The 13,518-nt window shown below is 67.3% G+C and carries 12 protein-coding genes and 1 pseudogene; 11 read left to right on the forward strand and 2 right to left on the reverse strand.

The features are described 5' to 3' along the window. Positions 1-617 precede the first annotated feature (617 nt). From mycP to ABZ471_RS10800, 3 genes are read left to right on the forward strand one after another with little or no spacing between them, the layout of a single operon-like run. Positions 618-1,922 (forward strand): type VII secretion-associated serine protease mycosin, encoded by a 1,305-nt coding sequence (gene mycP / locus ABZ471_RS10790; RefSeq protein ID WP_359064694.1) that lies wholly within the window; start codon positions 618-620, stop codon positions 1,920-1,922. Position 1,923: 1 nt separating this feature from the next. Next, entirely contained in the window at positions 1,924-2,355 is a 432-nt protein-coding gene (locus ABZ471_RS10795; RefSeq protein WP_359064696.1) for a hypothetical protein, read from the forward strand. Between the two features lie 42 nt (positions 2,356-2,397). After that, the gene (locus ABZ471_RS10800; protein ID WP_359064698.1) at positions 2,398-4,668 is read left to right on the forward strand and encodes a hypothetical protein; all 2,271 of its coding nucleotides are present in this window, start codon (positions 2,398-2,400) and stop codon (positions 4,666-4,668) included. A gap of 588 nt (positions 4,669-5,256) precedes the next feature. Here ABZ471_RS10800 and ABZ471_RS10805 read toward each other — a convergent pair. After that, positions 5,257-5,628, reverse strand: a pseudogene (locus ABZ471_RS10805) (transposase family protein); the annotation flags it as partial. 36 nt (positions 5,629-5,664) lie between these two features. On the opposite strand from ABZ471_RS10805, the gene ABZ471_RS10810 reads away from it, so the two are divergent. Continuing rightward, positions 5,665-5,889 carry a hypothetical protein gene (locus ABZ471_RS10810; RefSeq protein ID WP_359064840.1) on the forward strand — a complete coding sequence of 75 codons (225 nt, stop codon included), beginning with the start codon at positions 5,665-5,667 and terminating at the stop codon, positions 5,887-5,889. Between the two features lie 228 nt (positions 5,890-6,117). On the opposite strand, the gene ABZ471_RS10815 is transcribed toward ABZ471_RS10810, so the two are convergent. Beyond that, positions 6,118-6,525 carry a copper chaperone PCu(A)C gene (locus ABZ471_RS10815; protein ID WP_359064700.1) on the reverse strand — a complete coding sequence of 136 codons (408 nt, stop codon included), beginning with the start codon at positions 6,523-6,525 and terminating at the stop codon, positions 6,118-6,120. Positions 6,526-6,778: 253 nt separating this feature from the next. Between ABZ471_RS10815 and ABZ471_RS10820 the strand changes: the two genes are divergently transcribed. The 7 genes from ABZ471_RS10820 (at position 6,779) to ABZ471_RS10850 (ending at position 13,494) form a co-directional block, all read left to right on the forward strand. Next, positions 6,779-7,531, forward strand: coding sequence for an aspartyl/asparaginyl beta-hydroxylase domain-containing protein (locus ABZ471_RS10820; RefSeq protein WP_359064702.1), 753 nt, complete (start codon positions 6,779-6,781; stop codon positions 7,529-7,531). A 208-nt stretch (positions 7,532-7,739) separates the two neighbouring features. Further along, positions 7,740-9,146 (forward strand): MFS transporter, encoded by a 1,407-nt coding sequence (locus ABZ471_RS10825; protein ID WP_359064704.1) that lies wholly within the window; start codon positions 7,740-7,742, stop codon positions 9,144-9,146. A 67-nt stretch (positions 9,147-9,213) separates the two neighbouring features. Beyond that, positions 9,214-10,272, forward strand: coding sequence for a beta-ketoacyl-ACP synthase III (locus ABZ471_RS10830; protein ID WP_359064706.1), 1,059 nt, complete (start codon positions 9,214-9,216; stop codon positions 10,270-10,272). Then, a complete protein-coding gene (locus tag ABZ471_RS10835) occupies positions 10,269-10,508 on the forward strand; it encodes an acyl carrier protein (protein ID WP_359064708.1) in 240 nt (79 codons plus the stop codon). The genes ABZ471_RS10830 and ABZ471_RS10835 overlap by 4 nt, the downstream gene beginning before the upstream one ends. 22 nt (positions 10,509-10,530) lie before the next feature. Then, on the forward strand, positions 10,531-11,421 hold the full coding sequence (locus ABZ471_RS10840) for a TauD/TfdA family dioxygenase (RefSeq protein WP_359064710.1): 891 nt from the start codon (positions 10,531-10,533) through the stop codon (positions 11,419-11,421). Beyond that, the gene (locus ABZ471_RS10845; protein WP_359064712.1) at positions 11,418-11,942 is read left to right on the forward strand and encodes an FcoT family thioesterase; all 525 of its coding nucleotides are present in this window, start codon (positions 11,418-11,420) and stop codon (positions 11,940-11,942) included. Before ABZ471_RS10840 ends, ABZ471_RS10845 begins: the two co-directional genes overlap by 4 nt. A 19-nt stretch (positions 11,943-11,961) precedes the next feature. Further along, the gene (locus ABZ471_RS10850) at positions 11,962-13,494 is read left to right on the forward strand and encodes a fatty acid--CoA ligase (RefSeq protein WP_359064714.1); all 1,533 of its coding nucleotides are present in this window, start codon (positions 11,962-11,964) and stop codon (positions 13,492-13,494) included. Positions 13,495-13,518: the final 24 nt, after the last annotated feature.

The following is a 13,518-nucleotide window of genomic DNA, read 5'->3' on the forward strand; positions in this document are numbered from 1 at the left end:
GGCCCTGGTGAGACCGGCGGTCAGTCCGGCACTGCGCGCGTGCCGGTTGGCTCCCCCTCCACTGGAGTTACCCGCGGTATCTCGGGCGGTCGTCCCGCCTCGCCAACGGCAGGACGGTCTGGTGGTGCGATTCCACGCGGCAACGTCATCGGTGGTACTCCGAACCAGCAGCAGCCTCTCAGGGGCCGCGGTGCAGTGCCGGGCCGTCCTGCTGCAGGGGCCGCGCCGGCCCGCGGTGAGAATCCCGCAGCGGAGCGGGAGGGCACGGCAAGAGGGCGCATGCCTGCCCCGTCCAATGGGATCGTCGGCGGGCAACCCAAACCATCCCGGGGCCGCGGTCGGGCGGGGTTCACCACACGTGATGTCCGAGCCAGAGAGGGAGCACCCGAAGACGAGCAGCTGCTGCGACAAGGTGGAGCATCCCGGGGTTCTTCCACCGCCTCGAAGCGCGACGACCGCTCCGCTCGCGACAAGCGCTCCGGCCCCGGCGCGACCGACCGGACAGAGCACAGGGATCATGAGGCAGAGGAGAGGGATCACCTGGCAGAAGCAAGGGACAACCGGCTGAAGCCGCCGCCCCTGCCCAAAGGGCCCGATGGAGACATAGGACGAGAAGGATGACGATGCGCAGCCGCAGCAAGCAGGCCGGATGGCGCAGCCGGGCCGCGTCCGTAGCCGTCGGGGTCCTGTTGGCGAGCCTTGCCATCACACCCGCCCACGCAGACACCGTCCGTGAGCGGCAGTGGTACCTCGACGCCATGCACGCCGAGCAGATGTGGAGGACCAGTACGGGCAAGGGAATCACTGTTGCCGTGATCGACACTGGCGTCCAGGCCGACATCCCGGATCTGCGCGGCCAGGTCGTGGCGGGCAAGGACTTCTCCAGGCGGGCCGGTGACGAACGCACGGACTACGACGGCCACGGCACCACCATTGCTGCCCTCATCGCCGGCACGGGCGCCAAAAGCGCCACCACGGGCTCGTACGGCCTGGCCCCGGGCGCGAAGATCATGCCAATCCGAATCCCGGGCTTCATCGAACGCAACCGCACCGACGGCAATCAGGATGACTTTCCCACTGCCGCGGCGAAGGCCATCCGGTTCGCGGCCGATTCGGATGCCCAGATCATCAACATCTCGGCGGGGAGTACCACGCAATCCCGGGAGCTGACAGACGCCGTCGCCTACGCACTGTCCAAAGGAAAGCTGATCTTCGCAGCTGCGGGCAACGACGGTGACACCCTCAACGCATTGCAGTACCCGGCGGCGACTCCGGGTGCGGTGGGTGTCGGAGCCATCGACAGAAACGTCACGGCGACGAAGGAGTCCGAGCACGGCCCTCAGGTTGACCTGGTCGCGCCGGGCGAGAATATCGTCTCCGCCTGCCTCGGCGGCACGGAACTGTGTAATTCACACGGCACCAGCGACGCCACCGCTCTCACCTCCGCTTCCGCCGCCCTGATCTGGTCCAAGCACCCGAACTGGACCAACAACCAGGTCCTACGGGTCATGCTCAACACCGCGAGCAAGCCAACGAGTGGCAAAGAGCGCACCGACTCCCTCGGCTACGGCGCCGTCCGCCCCCGCATCGCGCTGACCAGCCCCGGCGTCCCGGGTCCTGCTGACGTGTACCCGTTGCCTGACTTCAAGCAGGCCGCGTCCAAGACGCCCAAGGGGGCCGCCACGGCGTCGGCGAGGGATGAGGGCAGCTCGACGGCATCCGCATCCAAGACCAACGGCGCTGCGCTGCCATGGATTTTCGGGGGCGCTGGAGTTGTCGTACTTGCGGGTGGGGTTCTCATCGCCGGAGCGTTTCGTAAGCGCCGACGTGCAGCGGCGGTAGCCCATGCTCCAGTGGCCATGCCACCGGGACCGGGGCAGACCACGTGGTACGGAGACAGCAACTACCGGGGGAGGTCCTGAGATGGCGTGGGACGAGTGGGAGCAGCTGAAGGCTGACGCGCTGGCCCATCGGCAGAACCAGATGCGGCTGGACAGTGCTGCGGGTACCGGAGGAGGCAGCCCTGGGGGCGCGCCTGATCTGAAGACAAACAAAGCGGGGAAGGACGCCGCAGCCAAGGCGTTGCAGGGTGAAATACCGCGGGAAACGGACAAGGCCGGCAGTCACGCCGACGAGTCCTCCGCCACGGCCGTGCGAGAGTTCAGCGGCTGGGAGACCGGATCCGGGCTCAAGGACGCCCATGCTGAGTGGGAGTTGCAGGTCAAGAACCTGAAGGGTCGCCTGGGGCAGGACCAGGAGGCGCTGGAGGACAGCCACCAGCATCTCCAGTACGTCGACTATGGCGTCGGCAGCCGGACAGCGCAGATCGATGCCAGGACCCACCCCCGGCGCTAGATCTAGGAAAACGGGGAAACGGGGACTGGGGGAAGGACGGGCATGCTCAGCTATCAGGACTTGGTCACCATCAAGCTCGGCACTCTGACGACGGCGGCCGCCGACTGGGAGGCCATGGCCGGCGGCTTCGAGGACCTGGAGGCCCTCTATGCCGCGAAGGTGGAGTCGGCCGCGACCGAGGGCACAGCAGGTCTCACCGCCGCTGCCATGGCCGCGCAATTGGCGGCCACCCGCGAACAGTTCAAGGGCGCGCAGACAGAAGCCCGCGCCATCGCCTCAATTCTGCGGGACGCGCATCAGCAGTTCTCCAAGCTGATCGGCGACGTGAACGACGTCGTCCAGCAGGCGAAGGCGGACCAGATGTCCGTCAACAGCAAGGGCGAGGCGGTCTACGACTTCAGCAAGCTCGCCCCCTACCGGAACGACCCTGAATATCCCAAACACGCCTCTTTGGCAAAGGCAGCTGAGGCAGGCTGGACGCAGAAGATCAAGGACGCTGTACAGAAGGTGGACGACGCCGACCAGGGCGTCAGGCTCGCTCTCCATGAGGCGGCCGGCATCAAGAGCTGGTTCCAGCGCATGCTGGACCCCGTCAACGGGCAGAGCCACACCTTCAACGGCTCCGCCGTCGGCGACATCGAGGTGTACGAGGCCCGCGAGGCCAAGCAGTACGCGAACCAGATCCTGAACGGCGACAAGCTGCAAGGCGACGACCTGAAGGAGTGGCAGCGCCTCATGCGCGACAACTCCCACGACAAGGCCTTCAGCCAGACCCTCTTCAGCTCTCTCGGCGCGGACAAGACTCTCAAGCTCACCAACAAGATCGACGACCTGGCGTACTTCGACGACACCAAGGACAAGAGCGCCTACCTGCAGATCAACGGAGGCATAGCCGACTCGCTGGCGACTGCCACAAGTGTCCCCGACTTCAAGGACGCGAACGGAAGACATCTGCCCTTCGGGTCAAAGGGGTACAACGATGCCTTCAACAACTGGCTGCGGACCGACGACGCCCAGTTCTACATCAAGTTCGGCAACGACCTGCGGGAACACGGCACTGACGAGTACGACCTCAAGGCTGCCGGGGACAAGGTCAACACGGTCGCCAAGGGACACGGCCAACAGGTGCGCGGCTACCAGAGCCTGGTCACGCTGATGCAGCAGGGACATAGTGGCTACTCACCGCAGTTCCTCTCCGACGTCACCGACGGCGCGATCGCCGCGGAGAAGGACCACCCGAACGCCTGGGACCTCTACGGCAACTTCGACGGCAAGAACGGCGACGGCTGGTTCGCCAATGACCCCGTTGACGGCGCCCTGGGCATCATGGCCCGTGCCCCGGAGGCGTCCGCCGGCTACCTCGATCCGCACGCCGATGGCAGCAACGACCGTCTCCACTACCTCCTCAAGGACCGAGACTGGGACGTCGTCAATACCACCGAATGGCGGGGTGAGCGGGAAATCAACGGGCCCGATGCACAAGACACGGATGATCGCAGGGGACTGGGCGACGCCCTGACCGCGGCAGCCACCGGTATCGACCCCCACGGGCCCCGCCCGGTGGGACCGACCTCGCACACGGACGCCAACAACAGGGTGTTCGTACATGCGCTGGATGTCCTGTCCAAGCAGGGAGACGACATGCCGTCATCCCTGCGCGACGACATGGCAAAGATCATGACCAACCACGGTCACGAGACCTATGTAGCGATGAGCGACCCGAGCGGTAGGCGCCACCCCGATGTCGGCCCCACATTGGATCAGAATCAGGTCATGGAAATGACCAAGCAGATCTCCCGGAGCGAGCACTCCTATGGTCTGCTTCATGAGGGTATGAACTACGCCATCATGGACGACATCCACGACAGATCGCGACGGCCGGAGGACACCCTCAGTTCGGCCGGATACGCCGTCGGGTTCATGGAGGATGGCCGGTACGCCGCGCTCAAGAGTGATCAACACGACTACACCTGGGACAAGGCGTGGAGTTATCACACTTTGGGAGGTGCGCTGAACTTCATCCCGGTTTACGGAGATGCTGCCCAGCGTGGAGCGGACGTGCTCACCAGTGCCTGGATCATAGATGAGCAACAGCACCAGGCCGACAAGCTGACCAGCGATAGCCAGCAGACCTACCACCTGCGTCGCAATCAGCTCAATTCCATCGCCGATCAGTGGTACTCAGTCAACTCCGACTGGGCGTCCAGTCACGATCACCCCGGATATTCACCCAATGACGGCGTGTACAAGCAAATCGAAGGCTGGGCCAATGATGGCGGTGCCCAGTTCCGCGGTATGGCGGGAATTCACTGATGGCGAAAGCGTGGCGCACTGCGCAGTTGGCCTTTTGTGGGGCTGTTGTACTCATGGTGGCGGGTTGCAGTAAAACGCAACCTAACGTTCCAGCTAATTTCTGCCATGTCCCCGTTGATAATTCGGTCCTGGCGCCGCTGGTTCCGAATGGGGACAGCCTGGAGCAGAAATACACGCCCTTCGAGTCACACCCCGGCGCACAGTGTGACCTGAGCGTGGACGGCCGTGGTGTCCTGTCCGTCGCTGTCAGGCGATGGGATCGGGCGCCGGACCCGACAGACTGGAACAAAGTGGGGTCGCCGTACAAGTACGCTGCCCAGCGAAAAGTCACGTTCCCGGGACATGCGTCGATCGGAAGTGGCCGTGCCGTGGTCGAGGCAACGTGTAACACCAGGAACGCGTACGTGTCCATCGTGGTGGACTTCTGGGGCGATCGCGTCGAGGATACTCCCACTGGCTATAAGAAACTCCAACGCTTTGTCAACGACTTCGTCCCTCGCGAAACAAAGAAATTCCACTGCACTGACTAAAGGGTGTTGCACAAGGCTGTGAGCAAGCAGCCTGGGGCGGGAGGCTGGGTTTGGCGGGTCATGCGGCAAGGGCGAGATTGTGCATGCGGGCCACGGCCTGGACCGCGTGATGGAGGCCGTCGCCGCGCTGCCGGCAGTCGCGGAGGATCTTGTAGTTCTTCATGCGGGAGAAGACGTGCTCGACGCGTGCGCGGACTTTGCGGTGGGCGGCGTTGTCTTCTTCCTCGCCCTTCAGCAGCGCCCTGCCAGGCCGTTTGCGATGCGGCACGATCAGCCCGGTGTTGATGTAGGCGCCGTCGCCGAGCACGGTCACGCCGTGGCACTGCCCGGCCAGTCCGGAGTCCCTCCATGCCCTGGCATCCGCGGTGTTGCCGGGCACAGGCCGGGCTGCCGCCACCACGAGGCGGGTCTCCTCGCCAAGGAGTACACGAGGACACGCGACGTCACCCGGGCTCTGCAGGAGGGCATGCGCCTCCTGGCCTTGGGCGTGGACTTCCACCAATACCAGCGATTCACCCGGCTCACCCCGGGCGTGGGCTACTACGGCAATGCGACGACACCCAGCATCTCCGCAGAGCCCGGATACGCCCCCAACCAGGAAGAGTTCGACTTCTGCCGCCAGTTCGTCATCACCGTGCCACTCCGCCTCACCGAGATCAAAGCACGGGCTGTTCCGCCGTCCTGGCGGTGACCGCGCTATCCGGGGGTGAGATGTACCCACCAGCGGCTGATCCGTGGTGCCCTTCGGGCTGCCCAGTCGCTGCGCGGAGCATGGAGCTGAGTGAGGTGCAACTGACCGCGCTGCAGGAGCTGCTCCGGCAGGGGCGCGATCTGCGGTTCGATAGCGACCCGTGCGATCAAGTCCGCTGCCGCGTCGCTGCCCTCGTCTACCTGCGCGGCACGATCCCGTCCGAGCACCTCATGTGGAAGTGCCTCCCCGGCTGTGACTACTACACCTACCGAAAGCGGAATCCAGCAGTACGCTGCCGCCGGCCGGAACCCGGACGGACCGCACCCGCTCGGTCCGTCCGGGGCCGGTCGTACGGAGCATGCTGATGCCCGCCTCCGGGGAGTCGGCGTAGAGCAGCGTGTCGCCGACGGCACCGGTGTTCCGGATCTCGAAGTAGGCGACGGTGGAGGCGGCCCCGGCCGGAGCGACGAGCCGTGAATCCACCACGGAGATCCTCGGCGGCGGATCCCCGGCCGCTCCGCTGCCCGTGTAGGCGACCAGCAGAGTCAGTGCTCCGACGCACGCACCGAGGGGAGCCAGAACCGGACCGGCGGCTCTTCTGAGGGTTGCGGCGACGTATCTCGTGTTCCAGGTCACACATAAGGAGTCGGAAGCCGGTGGTCGTGAGTTCCCGGTCCGGTTGCCGTGAAGCCGGGAACGGCATGCGGCTGCGTGACGTCCGTTGCCCGGCTCGTCGCCGGCTCGGCACCCCGGGGCCGCGGAAGCGTCAATTCCGCTGAGGTCGCGGCAGCTTGGCCGGAAGTCGCGGGAACTCAGTCGGTCTCCTGTCCGACTACTGATGCGACGACGCGGCACGGCGCACGGCCGCGGCATCAGTCAGGAGGGCCTCATGACACCCGAGATAGAGAACGCGTTCGCGGCGATCAGAAGCGATCACGGTGCGGAGTCGCTCAGCAGGGTGGAACGGATGCTGGAACCCGGAAGGGGAGGGCGGCATCCGCTCCAGAAGGGAGCCAGGTGGATCCTGCCGGGACTGTCTCCCACCCCGTGGCACGATCCCTACGCCTATCCGGAACTGACCCCCGTCGTCGAAGCGCTGGAATCCGCTCATCCGGTCATCAAGGACGAGCTGAACTCGGCCTGGGCGGTGCATCGGGAGGCATTTTCCGATTACGAGCACTATCTGGCCCGCCAGGAGGACTGGCAGGCTCTCCATCTTTACCGCGGCGGGGCACTGGTGGAGGAATCGGCTGCGACCGTGCCCACCGCCTACAAGGTGCTCCAGGAGTTCGCCGTCGACACGGAGGCGATATGCCCTCTCCTGGAATGTCACTTTTCCACCCTGCTCCCCGGGGCGTCCATCGCCCCGCATTGCGACCTGTGGAACTTCAGCATCAACCTGCATCTCGCCGTGGACATCCCCGCCGGATGCACCATCACCGTCGCAGGTGAGACCCGTTCCTGGCAGGAAGGCCACTGCCTGCTCTTCGACTACTCCTTCGAACATGAGGCGCGCAACGGCGGCGATCGTCCGCGCACCTGTCTCCTCGTGGACCTCTGGCACCCGGAAACGACCGTTCCGGAACGGCGTGCGCTGGTGGCGCTCATCTCGGAAATCAGGCGACTGATGGGAGACGGCTGACCGCCTGAAACTCCTGGAAAAAGAACCGGCAGTTTTGCACTGTCGGTTTTCAGTGCTGCCCGAAAAGGCGAATATCCAAGCCTGAGCGATTCGCAGGACGTCCATTCTCAAGTTCTCTTCGGGGTGCTATCGTGACCGAAAATGATCGACGGATTCGACATTCGTATCGATTTCTATTTCTTTGCTGTCGGTGAGGGGGGACCGGACGATGTCGGCACGACTGCCCCTTGTCGTCCTGGCGCTGGCTCAGCTGGTCATCGCGCTCGACTACAACATCGTCTACGTCGCGCTCCCCGACATAGGCGCCGGCCTCGGATTCTCGCAGCACGACCTGCAGTGGGTGGTGAGCGCCTACGTCGTGACGACGGGCGGCTTCCTGCTGCTGGGCGGCCGGGCCGCGGACCTGCTGGGCCGGCGCCGGACGTTCGTCGCCGCGGCACTGGTCTACGCGGGTTCCTCGCTGGTGGGAGGGTTCGCGCAGACCCCGGGAGCGCTGGTCGCCGTGCGGGCGGCCCAAGGCGTCGGCGGATCCCTGCTGTTCCCGGCCACCCTGTCCCTGATCAACACGATCTACGCCGAAGGACCCGAGCGGAACCGGGCTCTGGCGGTGTGGGGGGCCGCGGGGGCCGGCGGTCTCTGCTTCGGCTCCCTGCTCGGCGGGGTGCTGGTGGAGGCGTTCGGCTGGCCGTCGGTGTTCTTCGTCAACGTCCCCGTGGCGGTGGCGATCGCGTGGGCGGGCCGGGTGCTGTTCCCCGCGGACGTGCCGCGTACCGGAGCGCGTACCGGAGCGCGTACCGGAGCGCGTACCGGAGCGCGGAGATTCGACATGACGGGCGCGCTGACCGGGACCGGAGGCATCACTCTCCTGGTGTTCCTGCTGGTACACGCACCCGAGGCCGGCTGGAGCAGCCCGTCCGCCCTGGTGAGCGCGGTGCTCTCGCTGACGCTGCTGGCGCTCTTCGCCCTTGTCGAGACGCGTGCGCGCGATCCGCTCGTGCCGACCCGGCTGTTCAGGCACCGCGGGCTCGTCGCCGCGATGGCGGTGACCGCCGTGTACAGCGCCACCTTCAGCTCCCTGCCGTACTTCCTGACCCTGTACTTCCAGACCGTCCGCGGCTACAGCGCGTTCGCGACCGGTCTCGCCTTCCTCGTCCCGGCTCTGGTGGTCGCTGCCGGAACCCAGGCGGGGGAGCGGGCCGTTGCCGTCGTCGGCGTACGCCGGATGCTGGTCGGCGGCATGACCCTCGGCGCCGCCGGAGCCGCCGCCCTCGGTCTGGCGCTCACCGAGCACGGCTCGTACCCCCTGCTGCTGCCGGGCATCGTGCTGCTGGGCCTGGGCCAAGGGGCCGCCTGGACCGGCATGTGGATCACTGCTGCCGCCGGTGTCGCGCCCGACGACCAGGGCGTGGCCTCGGGGCTCGCCTCCACCAGCCTCCAGGTCGGTGGCGCGGTGGGTCTCGCGGTGCTGGTGGCGCTGGCCGGTGCTGCCGGCCCGCACCCGGCGGACGGCACCCCGCTGGCCGGCATCAGGGCCGCCGTGTTCGCGATAGCGGCCGGAATCGCCTGTGGCGTGCCGCTGACCCTCGCCCTGCGCAGAACGACCACGGGTCCCTAGTCCACTCCTGCCGCCCCCTGTCCCGTCCGGGCCGCCCCCCGGAACTCCTCACACCTGGAGAAGAGCCGTGCCCAGTAGCGCTCCCGGTCCACCGGCCGCCGTCCTGTGCGGCCTGTCCGGATGGGTGCCGCCCCGCGTGGTCACCAACGACGAACTCGCCGAGCGGCTCGACACCGACGACGCCTGGATCCGCACCCGCACGGGAATCCGCCGCCGCCATGTCATCGAGCCCGGCCAGGCCACCTCGGACCTGGCCGTGGAGGCCGGGCGCCGGGCCCTGCGCCACGCCGGCGTCGACACCGTGGACGCGGTGATCGTCACCACGACCACACCGGACCGCCCCTGCCCCGCCACCGCCCCCGCCGTAGCCGCGCGGCTGGGCCTGGCCGGGGCCGCAGCCTTCGACGTCGGAGCGGTGTGCACGGGCTTCGTGTACGGCCTTGCCACTGCCGCCGGCCTGATCACGGCCGGCGTCGCCGAACGGGTCCTGCTCATCGGCGCGGACGCCTACTCCACGATCGTGGACCCGCTGGACCGGGCCAACGCGATCATCTTCGGCGACGGTGCGGGAGCCGTGGTCCTGCGCGCCGGACAGGCCGACGACCCCGGCGCCGTCGGCCACTTCGACCTCGGCAGCGACGGCGCGCACGAGGACCTGATCACCATCACCGCGGGCGGTTCGCGCCAGCGTTCGACCGGCGGTGAAGTGCAGCGCCGCGACCGGCACTTCGCGATGCGCGGCAACGAGGTCTACCGGCACGCCGTGATCCGCATGGCCGAGTCCGCGCGCACCGTCCTGGGCGCGGCGGGCTGGAAGACCGATGACGTCGACCACTTCGTACCCCACCAGGCCAACCTGCGCATCCTGCACTCCGTCGCCGACGACCTGGGCCTGCCCCGGGAGCGCTGCGTGACCAACGTCGACGCCGTCGGCAACACGGGTGCCGCCTCCATCCCGCTCGCCCTGGCCGACGCGGTCGCCCGGCAGGCGCTCCGCCCCGGCGACCGGCTCCTGCTCACCGCCTTCGGCGGCGGCCTCACCTGGGGCTCCTGCCTGCTGACCTGGCCCGAACTACCTCCCCTGCCCGCTGACCCGTACGACCCAGGAGACGAAACCGCCTCATGAGCACCACCACCTACGAGCAACTCGTCGGGATCCTCGCGAAGTTGCATGACGCGTCGGTCGACCGCCTCACCCCCGAAGCCACCTTCGCCGACCTGGACGTCGACTCGCTCACGATGGTCGAGATCAGCATCCGCATCGAGCGCGACCTCGGCGTCACGGTGCACGACAGCGAGCTGCGGCCCACCCTCACCCTCGGCGGCACCGCGGCACTGATCGACGCCAAGAAGGCCCGCTGACCTCCCAGGAAAGAAGACACCCGTGAAGATCACCGAACAGCTCGGCTCGGCCCTCGGCGTCACGGTCGAGGACTTCGACCACACCAGCGCCTCCGACGCGGACATCGAGACGCTCAAGCAGACCGTCTACACGAAGAAGATCGCCGTCCTGAAGGGGCAGCACCTCTCGCCCCAGCAGTTCCTGGACCTCGGCAAGCGCCTCGGCCGCCCCGAGACCTACTACGAACCGATGTACCACCACCCCGAGATCAAGGAGATCTTCGTCTCCTCCAACGTCCCGGAGAACGGCAGGCAGATAGGCGTGCCGAAGACGGGCAAGTTCTGGCACGCCGACTACCAGTTCATGCCCGACCCCTTCGGCATCACCCTGATCTACCCTCAGGTGATTCCCCGGGAGAACCGCGGCACCTACTTCATCGACATGGGCCGGGCCCACGAGAGGCTCCCCCAGGACCTGAAGAAGGAGATCGCCGGCACGTACTGCCGTCACTCCGTCCGCAAGTACTTCAAGATCCGCCCGCACGACGTCTACCGGCCCCTCTCCGAGATCATCGACGAGGTCGAGCGCAAGACCCCGGCCGTCCGGCAGCCCACCACCTTCGCCCACCCCCTCACCGGCGAAACGGTCCTGTACATCAGCGAGGGCTTCACCGTCGGCATCGAGGACGCGGACGGCACACCGCTCGACGACAGCCTGCTGCACCGCCTCTTCGAGGCCACCGGCCAGCTCGACGACACCTTCGAACACGACAACATCCACCTGCAGAGTTTCGAGCAGGGCGACCTGCTGGTCTGGGACAACCGCAGCCTCATCCACCGCGCCCGGCACACGACCACCCCGGAACCGACCGTCTCCCACCGCGTCACCGTCCACGACGAGCGCACGCTGCACGACGGGATACGGGTGCCATGACCACACCGGCCGTCGACCGCTCGTACGCCACCGACACGCAACTCCTCGCGCGCGTCCTGGTGCCGTACAAGGAGCACTGCAAATACCTGAAGTCCGCCGAGGTCACCGCAGGCCCCGAACACACCTCGGTTCGCTGCGAGTTCGCGATCCCCCAGTCCTGCTACATCGACGACACCGGTCATCTGAACTCGGCCGAGGTCAACATCGCCTACAACCAGATGATGTACTACCTCGTCGCGAAGTCCGTGCAGGAAGGACTCCTGACCGGGTTCGAGAACTGGACCCTGGACGACTTCTGGCGACACCAGCTCCCGGACATCCTCATCGCACGCTTCGCAGGCACGTTCCGGCGCCCCGTCGACCCCCGTTCATTCTCCGGTGAGATGACGTTCCTGTCCGTCACCCGGCGTGCCGGCGGCGGCAAGCCGTTCCTGCACGCCGAGACCTCGTACCGCTACTGGGACGCCGACGGCGGCCGGTGCGACGGCGAGGCGACGCTCGCATTCGTCAACGTCCGCTGAGCCGGCGAAGGGACCGCCCATGGAAACGCTCGTCCAGACCACCCGCTTCCACGCCGAACGCCGGCCCGACACCCCCGCCGTGCTCTGCGAGGGCCGCAGCCTGTCGTACGGCGCACTGCACCGCGAGAGCAACCGCATCGCCCACGCCCTCCGGGCCGCCGGACTCACCGAGGGCGACCGAGTGGCGTACCTGGGCAAGGAGTCCGAGCACTACTACGAGATCCTCTTCGGCTGCGCCAAGAGCGGCACCGTCCTGGTGCCGGTCAACTGGCGGCTCACCGCACCCGAGGTGAGCCACATCCTCCAGGACTCGGGCACCCGACTCCTCTTCCTGGAGGAGGAGTTCACGCCGATCGTGGAGCGCATGCCGACCGCGCCGCCCGAGACGGTCGTCCCCCTCGGCCCGGGCTTCGCGGAGTGGAAGGCCAAGGCTCCGGACACCGAGACGACGGTGGACGCCACCGCCGACACCCCCGTCGCCCAGCTCTACACCAGCGGCACCACCGGACTTCCCAAGGGTGTCGTGCTCGCCCACCGCAGCTTCTTCGCCATCCGTGCGGCCCTCGCGAGCGAGGGGCTCGACTGGATCGACTGGCAGCCCGGCGACATCGCCCTCGTCGGCATCCCCGGCTTCCACATCGGCGGCCTGTGGTGGGCCACGCAGAACCTCAACGCGGGCACGACGATCGTGGCGATGCGTGCCTTCGCCGCCCGCCGGGCCGTCGACCTGATCCGCGACCTCGGCATCACCACGGCCTGCGTGGTCCCCGCCATGCTCCGCATGATGCTCACCGAACCAGGGATCGGCGCCAAGGACTTCACCACGCTCCGCAAGACCGTCTACGGCGGCTCGCCGATCTCCGAGAGCCTGCTGGAGGAGAGCCTCGCCGTACTGGACTGCGAGTTCGCCCAGATCTACGGGCTCACCGAGACCGGCAACACCGCCGTCTGCCTGCCGCCGGCCGACCACGTCCCCGGCGGACCGCGCATGCAGGCCGCGGGCCATCCCTATCCGGGCGTCCGCGCCAAGGTGATCGACGACGAGGGCACGGAACTGCCGCCGGGCGAGATCGGCGAGGTGTGTCTGCACACCCCGGCCCGGATGGTGGAGTACTGGGGCCTGCCCGACAAGACCGCGGAGACCCTGGTCGAGGGATGGATCCACACCGGCGACGCCGGGTACGTCGACCAGGACGGCTACATCTTCATCCGGGACCGGATCAAGGACGCCATCCTCGTCGCCGGCGAGAACGTCTACCCGGCCGAGATCGAGAACGCGCTGGAGAGCCACCCGGGTGTGGCCGAGGCGGTGATCGTCGGAGCCCCCGACGAGCGCTGGGGCGAACGGGTGCACGCGTTCGTCGTCCCCGTCCCCGGGGAGCAGCCGAGCCCACGGGACCTGCACACCTTCCTGGTCCCGCGCCTCGCCGCCTTCAAGCTGCCCTCGCGCTACGAGTTCATCGACCACATACCGCGCAACCCCAGCGGCAAGATCCTCCGCCGCGAACTGCGCGACCGCTTCTGGGGCGACTCCGCCCGCAAGGTCAACTGACGCCGCCGGCAACGCCGTGAACAA

The organism is Streptomyces sp. NPDC005728 (assembly GCF_040630895.1).
Classification (GTDB): Bacteria; Actinomycetota; Actinomycetes; order Streptomycetales; family Streptomycetaceae; genus Streptomyces.

What these genes read in the sequence shown, in the direction of transcription:
- mycP (WP_359064694.1), top strand. Translation starts at nt 618, where the DNA reads ATGACGATGCGCAGCCGCAGCAAGCAGGCCGGATGGCGCAGCCGGGCC.
- ABZ471_RS10795 (WP_359064696.1), top strand. Translation starts at nt 1,924, where the DNA reads ATGGCGTGGGACGAGTGGGAGCAGCTGAAGGCTGACGCGCTGGCCCAT.
- ABZ471_RS10800 (WP_359064698.1), top strand. Translation starts at nt 2,398, where the DNA reads ATGCTCAGCTATCAGGACTTGGTCACCATCAAGCTCGGCACTCTGACG.
- ABZ471_RS10810 (WP_359064840.1), top strand. Translation starts at nt 5,665, where the DNA reads ATGCGCCTCCTGGCCTTGGGCGTGGACTTCCACCAATACCAGCGATTC.
- ABZ471_RS10820 (WP_359064702.1), top strand. Translation starts at nt 6,779, where the DNA reads ATGACACCCGAGATAGAGAACGCGTTCGCGGCGATCAGAAGCGATCAC.
- ABZ471_RS10825 (WP_359064704.1), top strand. Translation starts at nt 7,740, where the DNA reads ATGTCGGCACGACTGCCCCTTGTCGTCCTGGCGCTGGCTCAGCTGGTC.
- ABZ471_RS10835 (WP_359064708.1), top strand. Translation starts at nt 10,269, where the DNA reads ATGAGCACCACCACCTACGAGCAACTCGTCGGGATCCTCGCGAAGTTG.
- ABZ471_RS10845 (WP_359064712.1), top strand. Translation starts at nt 11,418, where the DNA reads ATGACCACACCGGCCGTCGACCGCTCGTACGCCACCGACACGCAACTC.
- ABZ471_RS10850 (WP_359064714.1), top strand. Translation starts at nt 11,962, where the DNA reads ATGGAAACGCTCGTCCAGACCACCCGCTTCCACGCCGAACGCCGGCCC.